Source organism: Streptomyces sp. Tek67B01 (genome assembly GCF_055231995.1).
Genome location: NZ_JBUYUY010000001.1, coordinates 5,908,149 through 5,933,695, shown reverse-complemented (window position 1 = coordinate 5,933,695; position 25,547 = coordinate 5,908,149). Strand labels below are relative to the sequence as shown.

General features: G+C 73.8%; 25 protein-coding genes and 1 pseudogene. 13 read left to right on the top strand and 13 right to left on the bottom strand.

Annotation, left to right across the window (positions count from 1 at the left end; translation table 11 throughout):
• Positions 1–27 precede the first annotated feature (27 nt).
• The 3 genes from ACV7NM_RS26765 to ACV7NM_RS26755 are packed head-to-tail and all read left to right on the top strand — an operon-like array spanning position 28 to position 2,275.
• Positions 28–807 carry a LamB/YcsF family protein gene (locus tag ACV7NM_RS26765; protein WP_463412663.1) on the top strand — a complete coding sequence of 260 codons (780 nt, stop codon included), beginning with the start codon at positions 28–30 and terminating at the stop codon, positions 805–807.
• Entirely contained in the window at positions 804–1,415 is a 612-nt protein-coding gene (locus ACV7NM_RS26760) for a 5-oxoprolinase subunit B family protein (protein ID WP_463412662.1), read from the top strand. The genes ACV7NM_RS26765 and ACV7NM_RS26760 overlap by 4 nt, the downstream gene beginning before the upstream one ends.
• Positions 1,412–2,275 carry a 5-oxoprolinase subunit C family protein gene (locus ACV7NM_RS26755; protein WP_463412661.1) on the top strand — a complete coding sequence of 288 codons (864 nt, stop codon included), beginning with the start codon at positions 1,412–1,414 and terminating at the stop codon, positions 2,273–2,275. The genes ACV7NM_RS26760 and ACV7NM_RS26755 overlap by 4 nt, the downstream gene beginning before the upstream one ends.
• Before the next feature lie 518 nt (positions 2,276–2,793).
• Here the strand turns inward: ACV7NM_RS26755 and ACV7NM_RS26750 are convergent.
• Together ACV7NM_RS26750 and ACV7NM_RS26745 are read right to left on the bottom strand one after the other, a co-directional pair.
• Complete coding sequence (locus ACV7NM_RS26750; protein WP_463412660.1) at positions 2,794–4,191, bottom strand: HEAT repeat domain-containing protein; 1,398 nt, start codon at positions 4,189–4,191, stop codon at positions 2,794–2,796.
• 341 nt (positions 4,192–4,532) lie between these two features.
• Complete coding sequence (locus tag ACV7NM_RS26745) at positions 4,533–4,955, bottom strand: ankyrin repeat domain-containing protein (RefSeq protein ID WP_463412659.1); 423 nt, start codon at positions 4,953–4,955, stop codon at positions 4,533–4,535.
• A 366-nt stretch (positions 4,956–5,321) separates the two neighbouring features.
• Between ACV7NM_RS26745 and ACV7NM_RS26740 the strand changes: the two genes are divergently transcribed.
• The gene (locus tag ACV7NM_RS26740; RefSeq protein WP_136210723.1) at positions 5,322–5,516 is read left to right on the top strand and encodes a hypothetical protein; all 195 of its coding nucleotides are present in this window, start codon (positions 5,322–5,324) and stop codon (positions 5,514–5,516) included.
• Between the two features lie 185 nt (positions 5,517–5,701).
• Positions 5,702–7,426, top strand: a complete 1,725-nt coding sequence (locus ACV7NM_RS26735) for an ATP-binding protein (protein ID WP_463412658.1) — start codon at positions 5,702–5,704, stop codon at positions 7,424–7,426.
• A gap of 48 nt (positions 7,427–7,474) precedes the next feature.
• Here the strand turns inward: ACV7NM_RS26735 and ACV7NM_RS26730 are convergent, their stop codons facing one another.
• Positions 7,475–8,977: an SCO1417 family PLP biosynthesis transcription factor gene (locus ACV7NM_RS26730; protein ID WP_463412657.1), complete on the bottom strand. Its 1,503-nt coding sequence runs from the start codon at positions 8,975–8,977 to the stop codon at positions 7,475–7,477.
• Between the two features lie 182 nt (positions 8,978–9,159).
• On the opposite strand from ACV7NM_RS26730, the gene ACV7NM_RS26725 reads away from it, so the two are divergent.
• The 3 genes from ACV7NM_RS26725 to ACV7NM_RS26715 all read left to right on the top strand — a co-directional run bounded on the left by ACV7NM_RS26725 (position 9,160) and on the right by ACV7NM_RS26715 (position 12,021).
• Positions 9,160–9,930, top strand: a complete 771-nt coding sequence (locus tag ACV7NM_RS26725) for a glycerophosphodiester phosphodiesterase (protein ID WP_463412656.1) — start codon at positions 9,160–9,162, stop codon at positions 9,928–9,930.
• 67 nt (positions 9,931–9,997) lie between these two features.
• The gene (locus tag ACV7NM_RS26720) at positions 9,998–11,368 is read left to right on the top strand and encodes an MFS transporter (protein ID WP_463412655.1); all 1,371 of its coding nucleotides are present in this window, start codon (positions 9,998–10,000) and stop codon (positions 11,366–11,368) included.
• Positions 11,369–11,646: 278 nt separating this feature from the next.
• Positions 11,647–12,021, top strand: coding sequence for an RNA polymerase-binding protein RbpA (locus ACV7NM_RS26715; RefSeq protein ID WP_007262928.1), 375 nt, complete (start codon positions 11,647–11,649; stop codon positions 12,019–12,021).
• A gap of 215 nt (positions 12,022–12,236) precedes the next feature.
• On the opposite strand, the gene fxsA is transcribed toward ACV7NM_RS26715, so the two are convergent.
• The 4 genes from fxsA to ACV7NM_RS26695 form a co-directional block, all read right to left on the bottom strand.
• The gene (fxsA, locus tag ACV7NM_RS26710) at positions 12,237–12,812 is read right to left on the bottom strand and encodes an FxsA family membrane protein (protein ID WP_463412654.1); all 576 of its coding nucleotides are present in this window, start codon (positions 12,810–12,812) and stop codon (positions 12,237–12,239) included.
• A 119-nt stretch (positions 12,813–12,931) separates the two neighbouring features.
• Positions 12,932–13,714, bottom strand: coding sequence for a polyprenol monophosphomannose synthase (locus ACV7NM_RS26705; RefSeq protein WP_463412653.1), 783 nt, complete (start codon positions 13,712–13,714; stop codon positions 12,932–12,934).
• 322 nt (positions 13,715–14,036) lie between these two features.
• Complete coding sequence (locus tag ACV7NM_RS26700) at positions 14,037–15,659, bottom strand: amidohydrolase (protein ID WP_463412652.1); 1,623 nt, start codon at positions 15,657–15,659, stop codon at positions 14,037–14,039.
• A gap of 113 nt (positions 15,660–15,772) precedes the next feature.
• Complete coding sequence (locus ACV7NM_RS26695) at positions 15,773–16,213, bottom strand: Lrp/AsnC family transcriptional regulator (protein WP_030774701.1); 441 nt, start codon at positions 16,211–16,213, stop codon at positions 15,773–15,775.
• A 217-nt stretch (positions 16,214–16,430) separates the two neighbouring features.
• Between ACV7NM_RS26695 and ACV7NM_RS26690 the strand changes: the two genes are divergently transcribed.
• Positions 16,431–16,853, top strand: coding sequence for a hypothetical protein (locus tag ACV7NM_RS26690; protein ID WP_463412651.1), 423 nt, complete (start codon positions 16,431–16,433; stop codon positions 16,851–16,853).
• A gap of 18 nt (positions 16,854–16,871) precedes the next feature.
• Here the strand turns inward: ACV7NM_RS26690 and ACV7NM_RS26685 are convergent, their stop codons facing one another.
• Positions 16,872–17,978: a phosphotransferase family protein gene (locus tag ACV7NM_RS26685; RefSeq protein ID WP_463412650.1), complete on the bottom strand. Its 1,107-nt coding sequence runs from the start codon at positions 17,976–17,978 to the stop codon at positions 16,872–16,874.
• Between the two features lie 75 nt (positions 17,979–18,053).
• Positions 18,054–19,187 carry a hypothetical protein gene (locus ACV7NM_RS26680; RefSeq protein WP_463412649.1) on the bottom strand — a complete coding sequence of 378 codons (1,134 nt, stop codon included), beginning with the start codon at positions 19,185–19,187 and terminating at the stop codon, positions 18,054–18,056.
• A 205-nt stretch (positions 19,188–19,392) separates the two neighbouring features.
• Here ACV7NM_RS26680 and ACV7NM_RS26675 point away from each other — a divergent pair, with 205 nt between their 5' ends.
• Positions 19,393–20,118 carry a class I SAM-dependent methyltransferase gene (locus ACV7NM_RS26675; RefSeq protein WP_463412648.1) on the top strand — a complete coding sequence of 242 codons (726 nt, stop codon included), beginning with the start codon at positions 19,393–19,395 and terminating at the stop codon, positions 20,116–20,118.
• On the top strand, positions 20,102–20,230 hold the full coding sequence (locus ACV7NM_RS26670; RefSeq protein WP_463412647.1) for a hypothetical protein: 129 nt from the start codon (positions 20,102–20,104) through the stop codon (positions 20,228–20,230). The genes ACV7NM_RS26675 and ACV7NM_RS26670 overlap by 17 nt, the downstream gene beginning before the upstream one ends.
• Before the next feature lie 1,053 nt (positions 20,231–21,283).
• On the opposite strand, the gene ACV7NM_RS26665 is transcribed toward ACV7NM_RS26670, so the two are convergent.
• The gene (locus ACV7NM_RS26665) at positions 21,284–22,456 is read right to left on the bottom strand and encodes an acyl-CoA dehydrogenase family protein (RefSeq protein ID WP_463412646.1); all 1,173 of its coding nucleotides are present in this window, start codon (positions 22,454–22,456) and stop codon (positions 21,284–21,286) included.
• Between the two features lie 146 nt (positions 22,457–22,602).
• A pseudogene (locus tag ACV7NM_RS26660) lies at positions 22,603–23,333 on the bottom strand (TetR/AcrR family transcriptional regulator).
• Positions 23,334–23,431: 98 nt separating this feature from the next.
• Between ACV7NM_RS26660 and ACV7NM_RS26655 the strand changes: the two are divergent.
• On the top strand, positions 23,432–23,944 hold the full coding sequence (locus tag ACV7NM_RS26655) for a DUF6230 family protein (RefSeq protein ID WP_463412645.1): 513 nt from the start codon (positions 23,432–23,434) through the stop codon (positions 23,942–23,944).
• Positions 23,945–24,316: 372 nt separating this feature from the next.
• Positions 24,317–24,646, top strand: a complete 330-nt coding sequence (locus tag ACV7NM_RS26650) for a hypothetical protein (RefSeq protein ID WP_463412644.1) — start codon at positions 24,317–24,319, stop codon at positions 24,644–24,646.
• 30 nt (positions 24,647–24,676) lie between these two features.
• Here the strand turns inward: ACV7NM_RS26650 and ACV7NM_RS26645 are convergent, their stop codons facing one another.
• On the bottom strand, positions 24,677–24,862 hold the full coding sequence (locus ACV7NM_RS26645; protein WP_463412643.1) for an SCO1431 family membrane protein: 186 nt from the start codon (positions 24,860–24,862) through the stop codon (positions 24,677–24,679).
• A gap of 177 nt (positions 24,863–25,039) precedes the next feature.
• Positions 25,040–25,486, bottom strand: coding sequence for an SPW repeat protein (locus ACV7NM_RS26640; protein ID WP_463412642.1), 447 nt, complete (start codon positions 25,484–25,486; stop codon positions 25,040–25,042).
• Positions 25,487–25,547: the final 61 nt, after the last annotated feature.

The following is a 25,547-nucleotide window of genomic DNA, read 5'->3' as shown; positions in this document are numbered from 1 at the left end:
GCGCCGGGCCTGTTCTACGCTCACCGCATGGCTCCCGTGATCACACCCGTCATCGACCTCAACGCCGACCTCGGCGAGGGCTTCGGACGGTGGACGTTGACGGACGACGAGGCCCTGTTGTCGGTCGTCACCAGCGCCAACGTGGCCTGCGGCTTCCACGCCGGAGACCCGTCCATCATGCGCCGGGTGTGCGAGTTGGCCGCCGAGCGCGGCGTACGGATCGGGGCGCAGGTCTCCTACCGGGACCTGGCGGGTTTCGGGCGGCGGGCGATGGACGTGCCGCCGCGCGAGCTGGCCGACGAGGTGGCCTACCAGATCGGGGCGCTGGAGGTGTTCGCCCGGGCGGCCGGCTCCGCCGTCTCCTACGTGAAGCCGCACGGCGCGCTCTACAACCGCACCGTGCGGGACGTGGCCCAGGCGGGCGCCGTCGTCGCCGGGGTGCTGCTCGCGGCCGGCCCCGAGGGGCTGCCCGTGCTGGGGCTGCCGGGTTCGCTGCTGCTGGCGGCCGCCGAGGCCGCCGGACTGCCGGCGGTACGGGAGGCCTTCGCCGACCGGGCGTACACGGCGGCCGGGACGCTGGTGCCGCGAGGCGAACCGGGGGCGGTCCTGCACGACGCGGACGCGGTGGTGGCCCGGGCGGTCGGGATGGCGGCCGAGGGGTTCGTGACGGCCGCGGACGGGTCGGCGGTCCCGGTGGACGCGCGCTCGCTGTGCCTGCACGGGGACACCCCGGGCGCCGCGGACCTCGCGCTTCGGGTGCGCGGGGCGCTGGGCGCGGCCGGGGTGCGCGTGGAGGCGTTCGCGTGAGGCCGCTCGTCGTGGGCACCGGGGCGCTGCTGCTGGAGACCGACTCCGCCGCGGAGGTCGCCGCGCTGCACGCGGAACTGCTGCGGCGGCGCGCGGAGCTGGGCGGCGTGCGGGACATCGTGCCCGCGGCGCGGACGGTGTTGCTGGACGGGGTGACGGACCCGGTCGCCTTGGGGGCGCGGATCGCCCGCTGGGAGGTGCCCGACCTGGCGCCGTCCCAGGGGCCGCTGGTGCGGGTCCCGGTCCGGTACGACGGGCCGGACCTGGCGGAGGTGGCGGCGCTGTGGGGGGTGGCGGCGGACGAGGTCCCGGAGGTCGTCGAGGGCATCGTCTTCCGGGTGGCGTTCTGCGGCTTCGCGCCCGGTTTCGGCTACCTGACGGGGCTTCCGACCCGCTTCCACCTGCCCCGACGGGCAACGCCCCGTACGTCGGTCCCGGCCGGCTCGTTGGCGCTGGCCGGCGAGTACGCGGGCGTCTACCCGCGCTCCTCGCCCGGCGGCTGGCAGCTGATCGGATCGACGGACGCGGTGGTGTGGGACCCGGAGCGGGAGCCGGCCGCGCTGTTCGCTCCGGGGGTACGGGTGCGGTTCGAGGAGGCGAGGGCGTGAGCGGGCTGCTGGTGGTGCGGGCGGGAGCGCTGACCACCGTCCAGGACCGGGGGCGCCCCGGGTTCGCGCACCTGGGCGTGCCCCGGTCGGGGGCCCTGGACGCGGGGGCGCACGCGCTGGCCAACCGACTGGTGGGCAACCCGGCGGACGCCGCCACCCTGGAGACCACGATGGACGGCGTGGCGCTGCGCGCGCGGGCCCCGTTAACCGTGGCCGTCACGGGGGCGCCCTGCGCGGTACGGGTCTCAGGGCGCCCGGCACCCTGGGGAGCGCCGGTCCGGCTGCGGGCGGGGGCGGAGCTCGACGTCGCCCGCGCGGACTCGGGGCTGCGGAGCTACGTCGCGGTGCGGGGCGGGTTCGCCGTGCCGCAGGTGCTGGGCAGTCGCTCGACGGACCTGCTGTCGGGGCTGGGCCCCGCCGTCCTGTCGGCCGGGACGGTGCTGCCGGTGGGGCCGGCCGGGGCCGACCCGGTCCGCGGGGCGGACGCCCTGGGGGTGCCGGGGCCGCCGTCGGAGCTGGTGCTGCCGCTGCGGCTCGGCCCCCGGGCCGACTGGTTCGAGGCGGCTTCGGTCGAACGGCTGCTGCGTTCGCCCTACCGGGTGTCGGCCCGGTCGAACCGGATCGGTCTGCGCACGGAGGGCGGCCCTGCGCTGACCCGGCGGCGGCGCGGGGAACTCCCGAGCGAGGGCATGGTGCTGGGCGCGGTGCAGATCCCCCCGGACGGCCTCCCGGTGCTGTTCCTGGCCGACCACCCCGTCACGGGCGGCTACCCGGTGCTCGGCGTGGTCCTCCCGGGGCGCCCCCTGGACGCGGCGGCCCAGGCGGGGCCGGGGACCGTGGTGCGTTTCGTGCGGGCGTAGGCCCCACTCCCGGCCCGGCCGGGCGACGGGCCTGCGAGCCCCCGCTTCCCGCCCGCACCCCGGCCCGCGGCCGATCCGACACCAAAGCCGCGCACCCGGCACCGCGCCCCCACCCGGCCCGAACAAGGCGAGGTCAGCCCCCGGCCCGGCGGACGACGAGGCTGCCCCGGGGCCGAGGGGGTGACGAGCGGACGACGAGGCTGCCGGTGCCGGGGCGGCCCGGGCGGGCGACGGGCCTGCGAGCCCCGCCTTCCCGCCCGCTGCCCGGCCGGGCAGCGGGCTCAAGCCCCGGCCCGCCGGCCGATCCGACGACAAAGCCGCGCACCCGGCACCGCACCCTCGCCCGGCCCGGGCAAGGCGGGATCAGGCCCAGGCCCGGCGGGCGACGAGGCTGTCGGCCCTGGGGCGGAGCCGAGCGGGCGACGAGGCCGCGTACCGGTTCCAGGGCCCCGCTTCGGCGGCCGGGCGAGGTGCGCGTCCCCGGATGACCGCCCGGCGAGAGGTGGGCGGTCGGTCCGTTACACCGTCGACTCCGGAGCGATACGGCTGCGGACGGCCGACTGGACGTCCTCTTCCTCCGCCGGGTCGGCCGCGAGGCGGCGCAGGCGCGGGGCCACCCGTGCGTCGGCGGTCTCGGCGTGACGGGCGGCGACCTCTCGGGTGGTCTCCTCGCAGTCCCACAGGCACTCGACGGCGAAGCCCGCGGCGAAGGACGCGTCCGTGCCGGCCAGGGCCCGGGCGGCCCGGCCGCGCAGGTGCGAGGAGGACGTCTCGCGGTAGATGTGCCGCAGTACCGGCGCCGCGCAGCCGATCGCCAGTCGGCCGGCGCCGTCGACGAGGGCGAACAGGCGCCGGGTGTCGGGGCCGTGGCCTCGGACGGTGGAGCGGAGGGCCCCGAGGACGAACCGGGCGTCCTCGGGGCCGCCGCGGGCCGCGAGGAGGGCGCCGGCGGCGGCTCCGAGGGCGTCGGGGCGGTGGACCCACAGGCGGGCTCGCTCGACGGCCGCGGGGCCGCACATCCGCTCGTAGGCGGCCACGGCGGCTTCGTCCCCGGCGGCTTCGATGAGGTCCAGCACGGCCGGGTTGTCCGGTTCGGCCAGGACGAGGTGGTGCAGGGCCGTGGCCCGGGCGGCCTCGCCGTGCGTTCCGGCGGCGGCCGCGAAGACGGTCGGGCGGTCCTCGGGCGCGGCGACGGCGGCGAGGCAGCGGGCGGCCGGCACGTGCAGCGGCGTGCCGCGGCGCAGCCCCTCGGCGGCCCATTCGAAGACGGCTTGGACGCCCCAGCCGGGCTGGGGGCCCTTGGGGGTGAGTTGGCGCTGCCAGCGGTCGAAGGAGCCCTGTTGGCGGGCGGCGCGCAACCGCTCCCCGTGGGCGACGGTCTCCTCCCACAGCCGCCAGGGCCGCGGCTCGTAGGCGTCGCGGACGGCGGCGGCGAGCCGCGCCTCGCCGTCCTGCGTGGCGGGGAAGCGGGCGAGCACGGGTGCGGCCAGGGACCGCAGGCCCTCGTCGTCGTCGCGCAGGGCGAGTTCGTCGAGCGCCCAGGACCAGTTCGCGCCGTGGGCGGCGTATCGGCGCAGCAGCATGAGCGCGTCGTCGCGCCCGTAGGCGGCGAGGTGGCCGAGCACGGACAGGGCTAGGCCGGTCCGGTGCTCGTCCTCGTCGAGGACGTCCTCGGCGCCGAAGAGGTGGGCCTCGATCTCGCCGAGGGGGCCGTCGAGGTCCAGGTAGAGGCGGGCGTAGTACAGCGAGCGGTTCTCGACCTGCCAGTCCCGGCGCGGATCGCTGACGACGCACTGGTCGAGGGCCGCGAGGGCCTCCGCCCTCGGCGCCGCGAGCGCGTGCAGCGTGCCGTCGCCGCGGCCGCGCTGGAGGAGCCCGAGCAGGGTGCCGCTCGGCGCTATGACTGGTTCGAACATGGCAATGGCCTCAAATCAAGCTGGGGACGCAACCGGGAATCGGGATTCACAGGGCCGCGTAACAGCATGTGAGGACGTTCGCCGTCTTGTTCCGCTCGATGTTGACCATTGCCTTCTCACTCTCGTCGGTGCTTCGCGATCAGTACGGCCGGTTCGGCGGGGGTGGGCGGGAACGGCGTTCGTGTCCAGCCCGCTCCTGCCCGTCCGTCATGTCCGCGAATCGAATCCGACGCCATGATGACCCAGGCGGTTTGTGCGCCGCGACCACATTTACGTCCGCCGTGGCCAACCCGTGAGGTCGGGGACCGGTCGCAAGCGCGCCGGTCCCGGCCGGAAACGGACTACTCGGCTCCGAAAAGGGCCAGCAGGTCGGTCTTGGCGAACATGCGCGCCGTGTCCACGGCGGAGGGGGTTCCGGCGTACGGGTCGGCGCCGCCGGCGAGCAGCGCGCGGATGACGGCCTCCTCGCCCTTGAAGACGGCGCCCGCCAGCGGGGTCTGGCCGCGGTCGTTGGCGCGGTCGGCTTCGGCGCCGCGCTCCAGCAGGGCGGTGACGGCCTCGGCGTGACCGTGGTAGGCGGCGAGCATGACGAGGGTGTCACCGCGGTCGTTGGTGAGGTTCGCCGGGACGCCGGCGTCGAGGTACGCGGCCAGTGTGGCGCTCTCGCCCTGCCGGGCGAGGTCGAAGATCTTGGTGGCCAGCTCGATGACGTCCTCATCGGGGACGTCATGCGATCCGGCGCCGTCCTCGGTGTGCTCGCTCATCGTTCGTACCGCCTTTCACTCACTGTCGTCGGCAAGGGTTTCCCCAGGCCGCGAGGGCATGGGGGCGTACGGGACCGCGTCCGTACGGGTGAATCGCCAGCGTAGCGCCCGGGTCCGCACATGGCGGGGACGGTCCGAGGCAAAGATCACCCTTGACCCCGGTCCACCCGGGCCGCAGCACCCCTCCCCGTCCCCCGCACCGCGCCCCTTGACCGCTCGGGGGCCGACGCGCCAGCCGGGCGCGGCCGGTCAAGTGAAAGTCGCCAGGATTCACTCTTATGCACCTTTTGTCGCATTGATACTTTCTGTGAGCCTGGAAGAACTGATGGTGACCGCCCCACCTCCCACTCACCAGGAGAAGTCGTCATGGTCCTGTCCATCTCAGGCGTCGTTCTGCTCGGCATCATCGCCTTCCTCTTCTTCAAGAAGGACGGGATGAAGCTGACCCACGCGTTCGTGTGCTCGCTGTTCGGCTTCTTCCTCGCCGGTTCCGCCATCGCCCCGAGCATCACGGCGAGCACGGCGAGCCTCGCGAGCCTCCTCGGTGGGATCAAGCTCTGAGCCCGCCGTACGCCGTTCAGGCCGGCCGGCCCGGGCCGGCCTGACGGGCCATCAGGGCCCGCACCGCGCCAGACCACACCGCACCCGCCCCGCTCGCGACCGAACCGCCCGCGACCACCCCGCCCCGCCCCCCGAACCGCTCGCGACCGCACCGTCCCGCCACACCACAACTCCAGGAGACGCCCGTGGCCCGGCGCCCACTCCCCCGCATCCTCATCGGCGGCACCACGTCGCTGGCCCGGGGCCGCGACCTCGCCCGCACGGCCGCCGACAGCGCCACGGACGTCCTCCATCCGCTGCTCGTCATCGGGCGCGGTCTGCGCGTCCTGGCCGCCATGGGGCGCCGCAAGTGGGCCGACACCCCCAAGGACAAACGCGGCCCCGCGCTGTTCCTGGGGGCCGCGGTCGTCCTCGCCCTGGCGCTCATGCCCTACGGCCCGCTCATCGGCCTGCTCTCCCTGATGGCGGCGGCGGCCTGGCAGGGGCGGCCGCGCACCCCGGTGAAGACCGGTCCCAGCGACGCCGAGACCGAACGCCTCTGCTCGCTCTACGAGGCCCTCGTGCCCTACTTCTCCGTCCCGGAGGACCCGAGCCCCCTGTTCGCCCACGGCGGGAGCTGGGACCAGGCGTTCAGCGACCACGCGTTCGACGCGTCGGGCCGCGTCACCCGGCTCCGCATCCGCTACCCGGCCTACTTCGCGGACGGCGAGCCCGCCGCCCGGGCGCGGATCGAGGCCCTGCTGCACGCCAAGTCCGGGCGCGGGCGGGAGTACCTCTTCGACTGGGACGAGGAGGGCAACCAGCTCGAACTGCGGGTACTGGAGGCGTTGCCGACGGGCATCGCCGCCCAGCCGTTCGTGACCGCCCCCGGGGAGACGGTCCTCGGGTTCACCGACGCCGGCGGTGTGCAGCGCACGTTGCCCGTCCTGGCGGGCGACGAGCCGTGTGACGCGCCCCCGGTGATCTGGCGGACGGGACCCCGCTCGACGGAGCCGCACCTGCTGGCCGTCGGTCAGCCGGGCAGCGGCACCTCGACCCTGCTGCGCTCGATCGCCTTGCAGGCACTGCGGCACGGCGGCGAGGTACTGATCGTCGAGGGCGGTGGCAGCGGCGAGTACGCCTGCCTCGCCGGCCGGGCGGGGGTGCTCGCGGTCGAGTGCGGTCCGAGCGGGGCGCAGGCCACGCTGGAGTGGGCGGCGCAGGAGACGGAGCGGCGGCTGATCGCCGCCCAACGGGCCCGGGAGGCGGGCAGCGCCATGCCCGAGGACACCCGCCGCCCGCTGTGGGTCCTGCTCGACCGGCCCGGCGTCCTCGCTCACCTGGCGGCGGCCGAGGGCGGCCCGGAGCCGTTGGGGCGGCTCCAGGTGCCGCTGCGCCACGGGCGCGCGGCGCACGTCACGGTGGTGGTGGCCGAGCAGTTCGAGCAGTTGGAGCTGCTGGGCGACTGCGTCTGGCAGTACACGCGGGCCCGGGTGGTGCTCGGCCCGGCCGGCAGCCGGCAGATCGCCGAGGTACTGGGGCTGCCCCCGCACACCACCCCGACGCCACAGGTGCCGCCGGGGCGCGGGTACGCCCGCCTGGGCGCGGGTCCCGTCCACCGGCTCCAGGTACCGGCCACGCCAGACCCGTACGACGACGCCGCGCATCCGGCACACCGGCAGGCGGTGCGGGCGCTGCTGCCGGAGCGGACGGAGCGGCACGCGCCCGGGCCGGCGGGGCCGGAGCACGTCGCCCCGGCCACGCCGCTGCGCATCGTCCAGCCGCCGGCCCAGGCGCAGGCGCCGTCGATCGACGCCGAGGAGGACGGCGGCGAGGAGACGGAGCGGCGGGAGGAGAAGGACGCGCGGGAGGAGCGGCAGGTCTCGGCGGAGACGCCGAAGGCCCGCGGCCCCTGGCCCGTCGGGCCCTGAGCCCGCCCTGAACCGGCCCTGAGCCCGCCGCCGCGACCTGCTTGCGGGCTACGCGACGAACGTGCGCGGCGGCTCCGCGCCGCTGCCGCCCGCACCCGTACCGACCAGCCGGGCCGCCGCCGCCAGCCGGGCGGCGGCTTCCTCGGCGACCGGGCCGCCCACGGTGAACGGCAGCCGGACGTACCCCTCGAACGCCCCGTCCACGCCGAACCGGGGGCCCGAGGGGACGCGCACGCCGACCCGTTCCCCCACCTCGGCCAGGCGCGAGCCGGACAGTCCGCCCGCTCGGGCCCACAGCGTGAGACCGCCCAGGGGTACGTCGAACTCCCAGTCCGGCAGTTCCCGGCGCACCGCCGCGACCAGCGCGTCACGGTTGTCCCTGGCCTGGACCCTGCGGATCTCCACCGCTTCCTCCCAGCCGCCCGTGCGCATCAGCCAGTTCACCGCGAGCTGTTCCAGTACCGGGGTGCCGAGGTCGGCGTAGGCGCGCGCGGCGACCAGGCTGCGGATGACGTCGGGGGCGGCGCGGACCCAGCCGATGCGCATGCCCGCCCAGAAGGCCTTGCTGGCGGAGCCGACGGTGATGACGGTGGAGCCGGCCGGGTCGAAGGAGCAGACCGGCCGGGGCATGGCGAGGTCGGGGTCGAGCCGGAGTTCGGCCATGGTCTCGTCGGCGACCAGGACGGTACCGGCGGAGCGGGCCGCCTCGACCATGGCGCGGCGCTGGTCGTCCGAGGCCAGGGCGCCGGTCGGGTTGTGGAAGTCGGCGACGACGTAGGCGAGGCGCGGCGCGGAGTCCCGCAGCACCTGACGCCAGACGTCCATGTCCCAGCCGCCCAGCCCGGCGGACATCGCCACGGGTACGAGGCGCACCCCGGCGGCGCGCATGAGCTGGAGGATGTTGGCATAGGAGGGGGATTCGACCGCGATGCGCTCGCCCCGGCCCGCGAAGAGGCTACAGATGGCGTCAATGGCGCCCATCGCGCCGGTGGTGACCATGATCTGCTCGGGCATGGTGGGGATGCCGCGCTCGGTGTAGCGGTCGGCGAGCATCCGGCGCAGCGCGGGCAGTCCGGCCGGGTAGTCGCCGTGGGTGTGCGCGTAGGGCGGCAGCTCCTCCAAGGCTCCCTGGACGGCTTTGGTGAGCCAGGGCTCCGGGGCCGGGAGGGCGGCGCAACCCAGGTCGATCATCGAGCCGAGGGACTCGGGCGGCAGCGGTTCCAGGCCCCGGGCGGGCAGCGGGTTCCCGGCGGGTACGGCGGTCCAACTGCCCGCGCCTCGGCGGGATTCGAGGAATCCCTCCCCGCGCAGGGCCTCGTAGGCGGCGGCGACGGTGGTGCGGCTGAAGGTGAGCGCGACGGCCAGTTCCCGTTCGGCGGGCAGCCGCGCGGCGACGGGGACGCGGCCTTCGAGGACGAGCAGCCTGATCCCGTCGGCCAGGACGCGGTAGGCGGGGGGCTTGCGGGAACCGGGTACGGGAGGCCGGTCCTGTTGCGAGGTGATCAGACGGGCGAGCTGGGCGGCACCGACCGCTGAGGTCCACTGAGCCATGCTGTCCGGTCCACCTTCATCGAATTGGCCCCGACCGGCCCGGTTCGCAGGCCGGTATTGGATTGCTCCTGCCGGGTCAGGGTGTCATGGAGAGGTCCATTCGGGCCAGTGGTCTCGGATCGTTCACCGCGCGTCCGTCCGGCCGCTCACGTCCCACCGGTCACAGCGGGCATACTGCCGCCGTGACGCACGTACGCCTTCGCCATCCGTACCTCGACCACCCGGCTCCGATCCCCTTCGCCCACCGGGGCGGTGCGGCGGACGGTCTGGAGAACACCGCCGCCGCCTTCCGACGGGCCGCAGCGACGGGATACCGGTACTTCGAGACGGATGTGCACGCCACAGCCGACGGCAAGCTGGTCGCCTTCCACGACGCCACCCTGGACCGCGTCACGGACGCGAAGGGTCGGATCGCCGAGCTGTCCTGGAAGCAGGTGAGCGCGGCGCGGGTGGCCGGGACGGAGCGGCTGTCGCTCTTCGAGGACCTGCTGGAGGAGTTCCCGGACGCCCGCTGGAACGTGGACATCAAGGCCGAATCGGCGCTGTACCCGCTGGTCAACCTGATCGCCCGGGCCGGCGTGTGGGACCGGGTGTGCGTGGGTTCGTTCTCGGAGGGCCGGGTGGCACGGGCGCACCGGATCGCGGGGCCCCGGCTGGCGACCTCGTACGGGGCCCTGGGGGTGCTGGGCCTGCGGCTGCGTTCCTATGCGATCCCGGCGGCCCTGCGGGTGGGCGCGGTCGCGGCGCAGGTCCCGGAGACCCAGGCGGGCGTACGGGTGGTCGACCGGCGCTTCGTTCGCACCGCGCACGCGCGCGGGCTCCAGGTGCACGTGTGGACCGTGAACGAACCGGAACGCATGGAGACGCTGCTCGACCTGGGCGTGGATGGCATCATGACCGACCGGATCGACATCTTGCGCACGGTGCTGGACCGTCGCGGAGCCTGGGCCTGACCGCTCGACGGGCCCGTGCGCGGGCCCGGTCGGCCGGTGCGGCACGGGGACAGCGAGGGGACACCGGATGACGGCGCAGACGACGGACGAAGCGGAACCGGGGGCGGAGGACGGCAGATCCGCCGCCGCCCGCAAGCGCGAACAGCACGGCTGGTACTTCTACGACTTCGCCTGCTCGGTCTATTCGACGAGCGTGCTCACGGTGTTCCTCGGGCCGTACCTGACCTCGGTGGCCAAGGCGGCGGCCGACGCCGAGGGCTACGTGCACCCGCTGGGCATCCCGGTCCGGGCCGGGTCGTTCTTCGCGTACTCGGTGTCGATCTCGGTGATCGTCGCCGTGCTGATCATGCCGTTGGCCGGCGCGGTGGCCGACCGCGGCGGGCGCAAGAAGCCCCTGTTGGCGGCGGCGGCCTACACGGGTGCGGCGGCGACCACCGGGATGTTCTTCCTGAGCGGCGAGCGGTACCTGCTGGGCGGGCTGCTGCTGGTCGTCGCGAACGCCTCGCTGGCGGTCTCGATGGTGCTGTACAACGCCTATCTGCCGCAGATCGCCACCCCCGACGAGCGGGACACCGTCTCCTCGCGGGGTTGGGCGTTCGGGTACACCTCGGGCGCGTTCGTGCTGGTCCTGAACCTGGTGCTGTTCCAGGGCCACGACTCCTTCGGCGTGTCCGAGGGCACGGCGATACGGATCTGCCTGGCCTCGGCGGGCCTGTGGTGGGGGGCCTTCACGATCGTCCCGCTGCGCAGGCTGCGCGACCGGGCGGTGATACGGGAGGCGGGAGCGGCGGCGCCGGTCAGCGGCTGGCGGCAGCTGGTCGCGACGCTGCGGGACATGCGCCGCTTCCCGTTGACGCTGTCCTTCCTGCTGGCCTACCTGATCTACAACGACGGCGTGCAGACCGTGATCTCGCAGGCCTCGGTCTACGGGTCGCAGGAGCTGGGGCTGGAGCAGTCGACGCTGATCGTGGCGGTGCTCCTGGTACAGGTCCTGGCGGTGGTCGGCGCGCTCGGGATGGGGCGGCTGGCGCGTACCTACGGCGCCAAGCGGACGATCCTCGGTTCGCTGGCCGCGTGGGCGCTGACGCTGGCGGCCGGCTACTTCCTGCCGGCACACACCCCGGCGTGGTTCTTCGTCCTGGCCTCGATGATCGGGCTGGTGCTGGGCGGCAGCCAGGCTCTGTCGCGTTCGCTGTTCTCCCACCTGGTCCCGGCGGGCAAGGAGGCCGAGTACTTCTCCGCGTACGAGATGAGCGACCGCGGGCTGAGTTGGGTCGGCCCGCTTGTGTTCGGCCTGACGTACCAGGTCACCGGCAGCTATCGGACGGCGATCATCTCGTTGGTGGCGTTCTTCGCACTGGGTTTCGTGCTGCTCGCCCGGGTGCCGGTGCGGCGCGCGGTGGAGGCGGCGGGCAATCCTGTTCCCGAACGGCTCTGAGAACGAATTCGGAACGAATTTCGACGTTGAAGCAAAGGGCCGGTAGTGTACGCCTTTGCCCTGCCAGGCGGACCGTTACTGCGCGCATGAGAAGCATGAGCGCTGGGTGACATCTGCTGCCAGATGTGACAAAACGGGCAGCGGTGGGTACAACAAGGGGCGGCACGACGGGCGACGCACGACCCGGAGCGGGAATCTATACCGCCGACCGGACGTTGACCGGATGACGACGACAGCGACACCTGTCCTGTGGGCGACAAGCCCGGGAGGCACGATTCATGAGTGAGCGAGCTCTCCGCGGTACGCGGCTCGTGGTTACCAGCTACGAGACGGACCGCGGCATCGATCTGGCCCCGCGCCAGGCGGTGGAGTACGCATGCCAGAACGGTCATCGATTTGAGATGCCGTTCTCGGTTGAGGCAGAAATTCCGCCGGAGTGGGAGTGCAAGGCGTGCGGCGCCATGGCACTCCTGGTCGACGGGGACGGGCCCGAAGAGAAGAAGGGCAAGCCCGCGCGAACGCACTGGGACATGCTCATGGAGCGACGCACCCGCGAGGAACTCGAGGAAGTGCTGGCCGAGAGGCTGGCGGTCCTGCGTTCCGGCGCCATGAACATTGCCGTGCATCCGCGGGACAGCCGCAAGTCCGCCTGACACCCGGACTGGGAACAAAGCCGAGGGCCCCCGCCACTTCCTGTGGCGGGGGCCCTCGGCGTGCCCGCGTCCTGGCGCTTCGGGGCTCGCGGGAGTCGTAGGCTCACGGGACTCGTAGGCCCGTGGGACTCGAACGCCCGGGTGCTCCGGCGCCCGGGCCACGGGTCTACGGGCCTATGGGTCTATGTGTCTATGGGTGTCTACGGCGTTCGGTCTCATGAGGCCAGCGGCGGACGGTGGCCGGAGGGGCCGGCGCCCGGTCCGGGCTGCGGCCGGTCCTCGCGGATGACCTCGCCCCGCACGACCTTGCCGTCGGGCTGGTGGATGCGGGCCTGCTGGAACGCGGCTCCGAAGCCGCCGCCCGTCGCCGAGGTCATCGTGCGTTCCAGGGAACGGGTGAATCGTCGGCCGGCCAGCGCGCGCACGGGCGGCAGCAGCAGGAGCAGTCCGGCGACGTCGGAGAGCAGGCCCGGCAGGATCAGGAGCAGTCCGGCCAGCATGACCAGGCCATTGCCCTGGCCGGGCTGCCGGTCCTCGGGCGCCACGCCCTGCTGTGCCCGCTGGAAGCCCGCGGTGAGGTTGCGGAAGGCTCGGCGGCCCGCCCGCTTGATGACCACACCGCCGAGCAGTAGCCCGCCCAGGAGGAGCAGGGCGACGGTGAAGCCGCCGGCCGCCCCCGCGACCAGGCTGAGCAGCCAGATCTCCAGGATGAACCAGGCGGCGACCGCCAGGGGGAGGTACGTGCGGGCGGCCGAGCGCCGCCGGGGAGCAGTCGAGGTGCCGGTCGTCATGACCCCAGTGTGCCCGGGATGGCGTAAAAGCGACCTCAGTCGGAGGTACCGGACATCCCCTAGGGGTCCCTGAAGGTCCCTGGGGGTGTTGTCCGGGAGGGACGTCCGGGCAGGGGCGGCTACGCCTCGGGCCTGCCGGTGAGCTTGGCCGTACGGGCCTTGATGCCCCATTGGGTGACCCGCCACAGGGCCTCGACCACGATGTCCTTGCTCATCTTGCTGTCGCCGAACTCGCGCTCGACGAACGTGATGGGGACCTCGACGACCCTGAAGCCCTTGCGGACGGCCCGGCGGGCGAGGTCGACCTGGAAGCAGTAGCCCGCCGAGGCGACCTCCTCCAAGCCCAGCCCTTCCAGGGTCTCGCGGCGGAAGGCGCGGTAGCCGCCGGTCACGTCGCGGATCGGGACGCCCAGCATCAGCCGGGAGTAGGTGGAACCGCCACGGGAGAGGATCTCGCGGCTCTTGGGCCAGTTGACGACCCGACCTCCCGGCACCCAGCGCGAGCCCAGCACCAGGTCGGCGCCGGCGAGCGCGGTCAGCAGCCGGGGCAGCTCCTCGGGCCGGTGGGAGCCGTCGGCGTCCATCTCGACGATGACGCCGTAGCCGTGCTCCAGGCCCCAGGCGAAGCCCGCGAGGTAGGCGGCGCCCAGTCCTTCCTTGCCCTTGCGGTGCAGGACGTGGACGTGGTCGTCGGCGGCGGCCAGTTCGTCGGCCAGCTTGCCGGTGCCGTCCGGGCTGTTGTCGTCGGCGACGAGGATGTGCGCCTCGGGTACGGCGGCGCGCACGCGGCCGACGATCAGTGCGACGTTCTCCGCCTCGTTGTACGTGGGGATGATCACCAAGGTGGTCCCGAGGGGCCCGTAGGTCCGCTGTCCGCCGTCGCTCACTAGGTCCCCTTGCATGCTTCTCGTCCAGCCCCGCCTCGTCCGTCCCGTCACAGCGGAACGATTTTAGAACAGCGATCGGGGCCCGCGGTCCTTCGGGCCGGCCAGGCTCCCGCTGGCTGCGGGTGACCGTGGCCGTTGTCTACTGGACCGCCGGGCCCCGACCTGGGGCCACCCTCCCCCAACTTCCGCTGGGGGCGCCCGCACCGGCGAAACCTTCCCTCGCCCCCGAGGCGCGGGTGCGCTGGGCGGACGGATCCGTCCGGAAGGGACGTCCTGTGGTGGACCCGGCCGAACCTATCCGGGTCGGGCCACCGGTACCGAACCGAGGCCCCCCGGATCACCCCTGTGGCCGTACGAATACCTCCCGGCCGCCCACGACCGTCGCCAAGCACACGGGCAGGTCCGCGCCGGGCGTCAGGTCGGGCAGCCCGGGGGTGCCGGAGCGGGGATCGGTCGACCAGCGGGCCACCCGGTCGTCGGGGGCCTGCACCACGAGTTCCTCCGTGCGCCAGAGCGCGTAGTCGGCGGGGGCGCCGGGGACGAGGGTGCCCGCGTCGTCCCGGCCGAGCGCCCGCCACCCGCCGCGGGTGTGCGCGGCGAAGGCGGCGCGTACGGAGATCCGGTGTTCGGGGGTCCGGTGGAAGGCCGCCGCGCGGACGGTCCCCCAGGGGTCGAGGGGCGTGACGGGGGCGTCCGAGCCGAACGCCAGGGGTACACCGGCCTTGAGCAGGGCGGCGAAGGGGTTGAGGGTCCTGGCCCGCCCTGCACCGAGCCGGTCGGCGTACATGCCGTCCTCGCCGCCCCAGGCGGCATCGAAAGCGGGCTGCACGGAGGCGGTCAGGCCCAGCTCGGCGAAGGCGGCGATGGTGGCGGGGGTCATCATCTCGGCGTGCTCGACGCGGTGGCGGGCGGCGCGGACGCGGGCGAGGCCGACCTTTTCGGCGGCGGCCCGGAACCCCTCCACGACGGCGGTGATCGCGGCGTCACCGATGGCGTGGAACCCGGCCTGGAGGCCCGCCTCGGTGCAGGCGACGACGTGCGCGGCGACGTCGCGGGAGTCGAGGTAGCCCGTGCCGGTGTGGGTCGCGTCGGAGTAGGGGGCGTGCAGGCACGCGGTGTGCGAACCGAGGGCGCCGTCCACGAACAGGTCACCGGCGGCGCCGACCGCGCCGAGTTCCACCGCGCGCTCGATGTCGCGGTCGGCCCAGTAGCCGAAGACGCGCGGGCCTCGGTGCTGGGTGGCGAGGTCCAGCAGGGCGGTGAAGTCCTCGGGTGAGGAGATCTCGGGGCCGCCGCACTCGTGGACGGAGCCGATGCCGAGGGAGGCGGCGCGGTCCAGGGCTGCGCGCTGGGCCTCGGCGCGCTGGGCCGGGGTGACGGCGTCGAGCGCGGCCCGGCGGACGGCGTGGTGGGCGTCGCGGGTCAGCGGCTCGTCACCGGTCGCGTGGACGCCGGGGACGAGGTCCAGCAGCGCGGTGGTGACGACGGCCGAGTGGACGTCCACACGGCTGAGGTAGAGCGGGCGCCCGCCGGCGGCCTCGTCGAGTTCGGCGCGGTGCGGGGCCCGGCGCTCGGGCCAGCGGGCGGCGTCCCAGCCGTGGCCGAGGAGCACCCGGTCGGCGGGGCGGCGGGCGGCGTGGGCCCGGACGAGGGCCAGGGCCTCGGGCAGTGAGCGGGCCGCGGAGAGGTCGAGGCCGGTGAGGGCGAGGCCGGTGGACGTGGTGTGGACGTGCGCGTCGGTGAAGGCCGGTGTGACGAGCGCCCCGTCGAGGTGGACGACCTCGTCCACGCCCTGCGCGAAGGCGTCCGCGGCGCCTTCGGAGCCGACCCAGGCGATGTGGCCCCGCTCGACGACCATGGCGGTGGCGAAGGGGTCGGCGGGGCTGTGCACCTCGCCGCCGCGGAGCAGGACGGTGCGGTGGGTTCCGGCGGCGGTGGCGGAGGCGGTGCGGTCAGTCATGCCCCCAGTTTGGCTGGTCGCCCGCCTCCCCCCGCACACGCCCCCACGGGCGGCCCGGGCCGGGGAAGGCGGGGCCCGGGGCCTCTACGCGGCGCGGAGGCCGCGTAGCAGGGTCAGACGCGGGGTGGACGGGCTTCGTAGGGGGTGGAGAGGACCACCGTCGTGCGGGTGGCGACGTGGGCCAGGGCGCGGAGCCGGCCCAAGAGGTCTTCCAGTTCCAGGGGCGTGGCCACGCGCACCTTGAGGATGTAGTTCTCGTCGCCCGCGACGCTGTGGCACGCCTCGATCTCCGGGACCCCCGAGAGCCGCTCGGCGATGTCGTCGGGGGCGCTGGGGTCGAACGGTTTGACCGAGATGAAAGCCGTCAGCGGCAGCCCGACGGCCTCCGGATCGACGACGGCCGCGTAGCCGCGGATGACTCCGCGCTGCTCCAGCCGGCGTACTCGCTGATGGACTGCCGACGTGGACAGTCCCGTGGCCTTGCCCAGATCCGTGTAGCTCATCCGCCCGTCCCGCACGAGCAGATCCACGATCTGGCGGTCCAGCTCCTCCATTGCGCTCATAGCCGCTCAACCTATTGCCCAGAGCCGCTCCAGGCCCAGCGGTGTCCACGGGGAAACGGCACCTGCGGCGGGCATGTGACCAAGGCCACAGGGGTATGGATGCGTACGCGCGGCTCTCGTGGTTACTCGTGCCGCGCGACGGGAAGTGCTTGCTGTGGCCGTGGCCGAAGAATCTGCCCGCCCGGCCCACCCAAGGGGGAGTACATCCATGCTGAACACCAACGGCGCCGGCCGCATGAGCGAATCCGAGTACGCGGACGACTTGGACTATCTCGAAGATGCCGACGGGTTCGACATCCACCACGCGGTCTGCCCCGACTGCGGGCAGTCGATCGCCCTGGCCACCGACGAGGAGTACCTGCCGCAGCACGCGCTCTGCCTGACCCCGTGGAACCCGTTCGGGCTCACGGTGTGCGCGGGCACGGGCCGCCCGGCCTCGGAGGCGCTGCCGACGGTGGGCGCGTTCCAGTCGGACGCGCCGGAGCCGGCGGTGGTCGTGTTGACGCTGCCGCAGGGGCTGGACTGGCGGACGCAGCCCTTCTCGCACGTCGGCGGTCCGGGCTCGCGTCCGGTGCGGATGACGGCGGCCGTGCTGCCGCCGCAGATGCGTCAGCACGCCCAGGCCGCCTGACCGGCCGGGCCGAGGGCCCTACCAGTACGTTCCCCGCACCATGGCGGCCAGAGCGGCGTGGTGCAGGATGAGGCCGTCCGCGTGGTCGCCGTCCGTCGGCCCGCCGACCTCGCCGAAGTGCGCCTGCCGGTAGGCGATGCGCAGCATCACGATGCCGTGCCGCAGGGCGGCGTACAGGGTGTGGAACTCCATGTCGCGCGGGGTGTGCCCGGTGAGTTCGGCGTAGCGGCGTTCGAGGTCGTCGCGGCGCAGGAAGTCCGGCAGGCCCGCTTGGCCGAAGCCGACGGTCAGGTCCTGGAAGAAGCGGTGGAGGTATACGGTCCAGCCGAGGTCCACCTCGCGCGGGGCGTACGCCGCCATCTCCCAGTCGAGCACGGCCACCGGTTCGAAGCCGTCGGCCTGGTAGATCACGTTGCCGATCCGCGCGTCGCCCCAGTTGACGACGCTCTCGCCCTCGTCCGCGGGCCAGAGTTCCTCCAGCCGGTCGAAGGCCCGCTCCAGCAGCGGTGACCTGGGCACGCCGTCCACCACCCAGGCGTAATAGGCGCGTTGGGCCTCGAAGTGCCGGCGCAGCGGGGTCCCGGAACCGGGCGGGAGGAGGAACCGCGCCTCGATGGGCGGGAACTGGTCGTGGAGGCGGGCCAGGAGGGAGATGCTCGCCTCCTGGAGGACGGCGCGCTCGGCGTCGGTGGCGGAGTGCAGCCAGTTCCCCTCGTAGGTGTAGGGCATGACGTCGGGCGGGACGCGCCCTTCGGCGCGGGCCATGACGAAGAAGGGCGCGCCGAGCGGCCGCGGGTCCTCTTCCAGCCAGCGCACCCGGGGCACGGGGAGGTCGGTGTGTTCGCCGACCAGCCGCATCACGCGGTACTGGCGGCCCATGTCGTAAGTGGGGAACACGGTGTAGGCGGCCGGGTCGGCGGCCAGGCGCAGGGCGCAGGCCCGGTCGGGGGCGTCGGGGTGCTCGATGTCGAAGAGGAGGGTCTCGCTGGACATGCCGTTGGAGCCGGGCACGGAGGTGTTGACGACCTTCGCGCCGGGGAGGCGGGTGTCGAGCCAGGCCGTGAGGCGCCGGCCGAGCTCCTCGGGGTCGCGGGTGGAGGTGCGGGGACGTGGTGCCGTTGCCATGGACTACCCCTCTGTTCCGGTTCTGGTACGGGGGCTCGTGCGCGGGGGCGGATGCGCGCGGCGGGGTGCGCGGGGCTAGGGCGCGACCGAGGTGTAGTCGGCGAAGCCGCCGGGGTCGTGGCGGCCGAAGCTGCCGTGCTCGAAGATGCCGTGGCCGACCCGGCCGTCGAGGGTGAAGCGGGCCGAGTGGTCGGTGACGCCGAAGGCGGCCATGGGGTGGGCGCCGGGGTCCGAGAGGTCGTAGACGCGCCGGTCGGTCCAGCCGCGCCCCTGCCAGGTGCCGTGCTGCCAGTCGGCGGCGGGCGGGTAACCGGCGCCGACGGCGAGCGGGGAGGAGTTCAGGATCTGCACGCCGAGTTCGAGGGGTTTGCGCGCCGGATCGGTGAGGTGGACGACGGCGCTCTCGGGGTGGCGGCTGCCGGGGCGGTAGCGGATGTCGGTGTGCGGCCAGCCGAGCTGGACGTCGCGCCGGCCGCTGCCCTCGGGGAACACCTGGACGGCTTCGCCGAGGGTGCGGTGGCCGTCAGCGTCCTCCTGGGTGATGACCATGAGGAAGCGGTCCTCGAAGCGGACGGGGACCCAGAGCCAGTGGAAGCCCTCGGGGCGGTACTCGTCCGCGGCGCGACCGCCGTCCTCGCCCGGGATGGGTCGCACGCCCCAACTCCGGTCGCGGGTGCCGGTCCAGGTGGTGGGGGCGAGGGTGAACCGCTCGCCCTTGGCCCGGATGGTGCCGCAGACGTTGCCCGCCTGGACGAAACGTCGACCCTCCACCATGAGACGGTCGCCGCGCCGCTGGATGTGGTGCGGCTCCCACACGGCGGGGAACTCGGCGGTCCAGGTGAGGTCGTAGGAGAGCCCCTCGGGGTCGGCGGGGTCGGCGTCGCAGCGGAGGGTGATCCGCTTGAGCGGTTCGTCGACGGTGATCCGGAGCGGACCGACGGAGAGGTTCATCCGGTCGTCGCCGAGGGCGTCGGAGGCGCGGACGGCGAGGAGTTCGTCGCCGAGGCGCAGGGTGGCGTAGGCGTCGATGACGCCGGCGTTGGGGTAGACGCCGAGGCCGAGGATGAGGACGGCACGGCCGGCGTGGTCGAAGACGTGGAAGATGCAGCGGTCGTAGGCGTTGCGGTCGCCGCTGACGAGGTGCTTCATCGACAGCGGCGCCTGGTGGATGGGGTACTCGTCCAGGGGCACGGGCCGGTCGGCGGGCATGACGAACCTCCTGCGTACGGGGTGGGCTCCGCTCGGGCGGATATGACGGTACGTCAGAAACCGCCGTCCGTACCAGGGTTGTGGCACACCGTGACATGCCGGCACTCCCGGCCGGCGCGGCCCCTCCCCGTGGCACGGCCCTCCCCCTGGCGGGGGACGGGTCGGGCTCGCCGCGTGAGGCGGACGGGCGCCGTAGCTTGGTCGGGTGACGACTACCGCAGCGCAAGAGGCGTTTTTGCAGGCATTCCACGCCGAGCATCCGGCGGTGACCGCGGAGGCGTTCGGTCGCGGCCGCGCTCCGGACGGCCGGTCCGGCTACGAGATCTTGTGCGATCGGGTGGCGGGAAGCAGGCGAGTGCTGGATCTGGGCTGCGGTGACGGCGTCCTGCTCGAACTGTTGGCCCGAGGGGAGGGGAGACGACTCGCGGGGGTGGACCTGTCGGCGCATTCCGTGGCACTGGCACGGCGCCGACCGGCGCTTCGCGGGGCGAGGCTGGAAGTGGGCCGGGCCCAGGAGCTTCCCTTCGCCGACGACAGTTTCGACGCCTGTGTCTCCCACATGGCGCTGATGTTGATGAGCGAGGTCGAGCAGGTCGCGGCCGAGGTCGCCCGCGTGCTGGCCCCCGGAGGGGTCCTGGCATGCGTGGTGGGAGGTGGGGCCGTCGGTGGCGAGGCGTATGAGCGGTTCCTCGGGCTGTTGCGGCGCACGATCGAGGAGGCGCCCGCCGCGCGGCGGATCCCGGCGTTGGGGGACAGGAGGGCGCGTAGTCGCGAGGGGCTCGATGAAGTCCTCGGACCGGTGGGCTTCGAGGCGGTGGAGTGGGAGACCGTTCCCATCGATCTGAGCGGCCCGGTGCGGGAGGTGTGGGCCGCCGTCTCCACTCTCTACGGTCGGTCCGCTCGACGGGGCGAGCGTGGAACGGCTGCGTGAGGCCTTCTTCACCGAGGTCCGGGAGATGACGACGCCGGAAGGGCTCGTCCCCTGCGGGTTCAAGATCCACGTCGCGACGGCGCGACTGCGTGAGCGAGCCGACGGCCGGTAGCCGGCGGCCGGGGTGGCGAGCCGGGCATGCCCCCCGGCGGCCCCTGCTCGCCCGCCTCCGTCCCTGCCGGGAGGCTCGCCGGCCGGTCGGGGTTGCCATCCGTGAGGTGCGGACGTCGCCCGTGCCCGCCGACGCGGTCTCCCATCAGGGCGGGCCCCGGCAGTGGGCCGGGCCGCCCGGCCGGCGACGAGGGAACGGCCCGGAAACGGAGGCCCGTGTGGCCGGACGCCCCCTCCTCGACCTACCGCCGTCGACCGCGCGCGGGCAGCCGGAGCGACCGGCTCGTCGCCTCACACCCGGGATCGCGGCCGCGCGGGGCGCACCTGACCGGCACCGTCACCGCGCCCTGCCCTCCCCACATCCCGCGCCGACGGAGGCCGCGACACGGGCGCGCCCGAGGGGGCAGGGCTACGGCTGCGTCGCCTGCACCGGCTCCGTCGACGCACCCGTACGAGACCGGCGCCGCCGGCGCCGACCCGCTCCGTCACCGCGCTCTGCCCGCCTCCCCACGCCGGCCGAAGGCTGTGGCAGGCGCGCCCGACGGGCGGTGCGGGTGACCGGGGCGACCGATCTCGTCACCGCAACCGGCGTTCCGGCGCGCCCCGCGAAAGGGGCGCTCCGCTCACGCACATGCCGCACGGTGCCGACCGCCTCACCGCCCCGCGCGGCCCCCGGCCGAGGGCCGCGGCACGGGTGGCTCCTGGCGTCAGCAGCCACCGGCTCCGGTGCGCACCCGTACGAGGCGGACGCTCCCGGCGACCGGGCCGGGGCACATTCGTCAGTCACCCGACCGCTGCCGCCGCACGAGGGCACGGCGGGAACCAGGCCACCGGGCGGTCGGCTCCGTCACCGCGCCCGGCGCCGGTGCGGCCCGTAAGGGGCCCGGGGCTCCCTGCGATCAGTCGGAGCCACGTTCGGCTACCTGACCGCTGCGCTCGCAAATGCCGCACACCGTACGGCGCCGACCGCCGCCGTCCCCGCGTCCAGGCCGAGGGCCACGGCGCGGGCGCGCCCGGGAGGGCCGGCCGGGGCCGTGCACGGCCCGGTGGGGTGTCAGCGGGATTCCGGGCCGGCCAGGTGGCGGGCGATGACCATGCGCTGGATCTGGTTCGTGCCCTCGACGATCTGGAGGACCTTCGCCTCGCGCATCAGCCGCTCCACCGGGAAGTCCGCCGTGTAGCCGTAGCCGCCGAGCACCTGCACCGCGTCGGTGGTCACGGACATCGCCGTGTCCGTGCAGAACAGCTTGGCCATCGCCGCCTGTCGGGCGAACGGCTTACCCGCGTCCCGCAGGCGCGCCGCCGCCAGGTACAGGGCGCGGCCCGCCTCTATCTTCGTCGCCATGTCGGCGAGCATGAAGCGCAGTCCCTGGAAGTCCGCGATGGGGTGCCCGAACTGCTTGCGGTCCAGGGCGTATGCGACCGCCTCGTCGAGCGCCGCCTGGGCCACGCCGATCGCGCACGCGGCGATGCCCAGCCGGCCCGCGTCGAGGGCGGCGAGGGCGATCGTGAAGCCCTGGCCCTCCTCGCCGATGCGCCGCGAGTCCGGCACCCGTACGCCGTCGAAGTGGAGCTGCGCGGTGGGTGAGCCCTTGAGCCCCATCTTCTTCTCGGGGACGGCCGCCGTCAGGGCCGCCGCGTCGCCGGGGACGAGGAAGGCGGTGATCCCCTTGGGTCCCTCGCCGCCGGTCCGGGCGAGCACGGTGTAGAAGTCCGCGATCCCGCCGTGGGTGATCCACGCCTTGGTGCCGGTGATCACCCAGTCGTCGCCGTCGCGCACCGCCTTGGTGCCGAGGGAGGCCGCGTCCGAGCCGGCGGCCGGCTCGGAGAGGCAGTACGCGCCGAGCAGTCCGCCGCCGAGCATCGCGGGCAGGTGGGCCGCCTGCTGCTCCTTGGTGCCGTAGCCGGCCAGGCCGTGGCAGGCCAGGGAGTGCACGCTCACGCCGAGGCCAACGGTCAGCCGGGCAGCCGCGAGCTCCTCCAGCACCTGGAGGTAGACCTCGTACGGCTGCTCGCCGCCACCGAACTCACCGTCGTACGGGAGGCCGAGCAGCCCGGAGTCGGACAGCAGGGTGAAGACCTCGCGGGGGAAGCGGCCGGCGTCCTCCTCCTCGGCGGCCCGGGGGCGGATCTCCCGCTGCGCGATCTCTCGTACGAGCGCGAGCAGATCGCGGGACTCTTCGGTGGGCAGCTGACGATCCACCGGCTGCGGGGCGCGGTCGTTCATGGCGGCGCTCTCCTCCCTCATCGGGCACGGCGACGGCGCGTGAGGTGTGGGACGCGTCGTCGGGTCTCGGTGCTCTCACAGCCGATACCGCCCTCCCGGATCACGGAAGGGCTGTTCAGCGGCTGCGGCGGCTTGAGTATGCCCGATCAGGGGCTTCCCGTCACCGGTCGTTGATCGTCAAGATCCCCGACCGTGCCCGAAGCCTCCTCGAGTACGGGTGGAGCCGGGCACTCCGGCACGAATTCCTCGATCACGGTCAAAGTGGCCCTTAGTGCCGCACCAGCAGCGCCGCGGGCTCCGCCCGGCCGGGCAGCCCGTCGCCGCCGTCCGCGCCCAGTCCTCCGATCCATTCCAGGGTGGTTCCCTCTACCCCGGAGAGCCAGCCGACGAGGGCCAGGCGGGCGACCGGCGGGACGGCGCGGCGCCCGTAGGCGGCCTCGGCGATGGTGGCCACCAATTCCTCGCGGACCGCGTCGCGCAGGGCGAGGACTTCGGCGTCGGACCCGACGCCGCCCGTGACGATGGTGCGGTACGCGGCCTGGTGGTGTTCGGCGTAGAAGAGGTAGCCGTCGATGGCGCGGCGGGCGCGTTCGGCGCCGGGCAGGTCGGTGTCCGCGCGGGCGCGGGCGACGAGTTCGGCCACCGACTCCTCCGCGACGGCCAGGTAGTAGCCGCGCTTGCTCTTGAAGTAGTAGTAGACCAACCCCTTGGCGACACCGGCCTGTTGGGCGATGTCGTCCATGGACAGCGCGTCGTAGGGGGTGTCGGCGAACAACTTGCGTCCGACGGCGTTGAGTTCCGCTCTGCGAACCTGTGAACGGGCGGTCGTGCCGGGCCGTCGGGCATCCTGACGACCGCGCTGTTGACTATTATTCAAATGCGCCCCTGCCTCGAACTCCCACAGGACGCCCGCAGTATGGCCGTCCTGTCCTCTGCACTTCCCCTGCGCACGGACGACGTACGGGAGGCACTTCCATGAGCTCGAACCCCAGGCCCGAGGGCCGGGTCGATTGGCGCAAGTCGGCGGTCGTGGCACTGCCCGCGATCCTCGCCGTCGGGGCGCCGGCCACCTTCATGGCCCAGGGCGCGCCGGCCGCGTCCTTCGCCGTGTCGGGGACCTCCTTCCAGGTCTCCTCCTCCAAGTTGACCAGCAAGGGTCTGGCCTCCTACGTCCAGACGGACCGGTCCGCGGACGGCAAGGGGCACCCGGTGGCACTGCTCGGGATCGGTGAGGCGACCCTCTCCGACATCTGCCAGACCGCCCGGGTGGACACCCCGCTGTGCACGGTGGTCTTCAAGCTGACCGCCGGCGGACCGGCCGGGCAGGTGACCGCCGGCGATCTGGGGCTCGACGGCGAGGGCCTCGACGGCGACGCCACCTTCGGCACCGCCCAGATCGGCCGGGACGCCTCGACCCTCGACCAGGTCGACGGGATCAGGGGAGAGTCGGGCCAGTTCGGGCTCCAGGCGGGGAACATCGAGTGCTGAACGTGAAATCGCACGCCTGGTCCGCCACGGGTGGCAACTTCCACTTCGTGGCGACGAACCTGGGCGGCTTCCTGGTGGGAACGCTGCTGGGCGTGGCGGGCAGCGCGCCGGCCTTCGGCTGGACCCCCCGCCCGGTCCGGCGAGCGGAGGGGGCCGATGGGCAGGACGGCGTTTCCCGCGGGCGAACCGGCGCGCCGCGCGTCCTGGCCGCCGCCCTGCCCGCGGCCCTGCTGGTCTCGTTGACGGCGGGCGCGGGCGCGCCCGAGGCGAGGGCCGCGGCGCGGGCGGCGCCGGTGACGGCCGCCCGGACCCCTCCGACGGTGACGACCTCGCTCTTCGCGCCCCAGGGCTTCGCGCTCGCCGGGGTCGCCGATGTTGGCCACGGTCGACGGGCCGCGCAAGGTGCTGGTGCTGAAGATGGCGGCCGCCTCGCTCCGCGACTACCGGCTGGGCACCCGGGACGGCCGGGACGAGTACGGGCCGGCCGCTTCGACGCTGGAGCTGCGCGGCGACGTGACCTTGCACCTGACCCGGTTCAGCGGGTGCATCGAGGGGTTGCTCTGTGTCACGTTCAGCCCCGAAGGGCTGCCCGCTCCCCCGGTCATCCCGCCGTTCGTCTTCATTACGCGGGTCAGCGCCGAGCAGGCGCTGGTCACCGCGGACGTGATCGTCACGGACGGGCTGCGGCTGGAGGCGTCGTGAGCGCGGCCGGGGCGGCTTCGGGCGGGACGGTCAGAGCCAGCCGACCTGGGTGACGAACATGGCGACCACGACCACCAGGGTCCAGCCGAGTACGTGCTCCAGCCAGGCGTTGTCCTCCTTGGGCCCTCCGGTGCCGACGAGTCGGCGGGCGCGGGTGGTGAGCGCGGTGAGGGCGGGGGCGGAGGGGGCGCCGAGGGCGGGGCTGCGTGCGGTCATGCCGTCCAATGTGGCAGCCTTCGCGGCTTTCGCGGTAGAGACGTGCATCACGGGTGGCACGCGTCACGCCCGCCGCGCGCGAGGCGGCGGGCGTGAACGGTCCGGCGGTCGAGGGATGGTTGCGGGGTCGTACGGCTGTACGAGCCGTATGGGTCGAACGAGGTCGTACGGTCGGCGTCAGGTGTGGCGCATCCGGCCGCCGGTCCGGCGTCCCGGGCTCGCCATGGCGGCCATCGCCAGGGCCAGCAGGGTCGCGACGCCGCCGGCGATCACGTTGCTGACCACCGTGCGGGTCGTGTCCACGTTGCCCGCGATCACCCACGGGGCGACGATCGTCCAGAGGGCGATGCCGACGGCGGTCCACGCCATGGCGTGGGTGCGCTCGTACGCGGTCCCGAGTCCGCCCATGCACAGGCAGTACGCCAGGCCTGCGATGAGGTTGTTGACCGCCAGTGCGCTCAGCACGCTGAATCCGGCGATCCACGGCGAGGCCGCGATGTAGAGGCCCGTGATGAGGGCCAATGCCTCCACTGCCTGCGCGCGGGGCGTGCTGGTGACCTGCTCGAACCGCGTGCGCATCTCCGCGAGGTCGGGGTGGTGTTCGATGCTTGAGTGCGTGGTCATGTCGGACTGCCTCCTGTTGAAGCTGCTCCTACACCGCATCTGCCCTTTATGCCCAACTTAC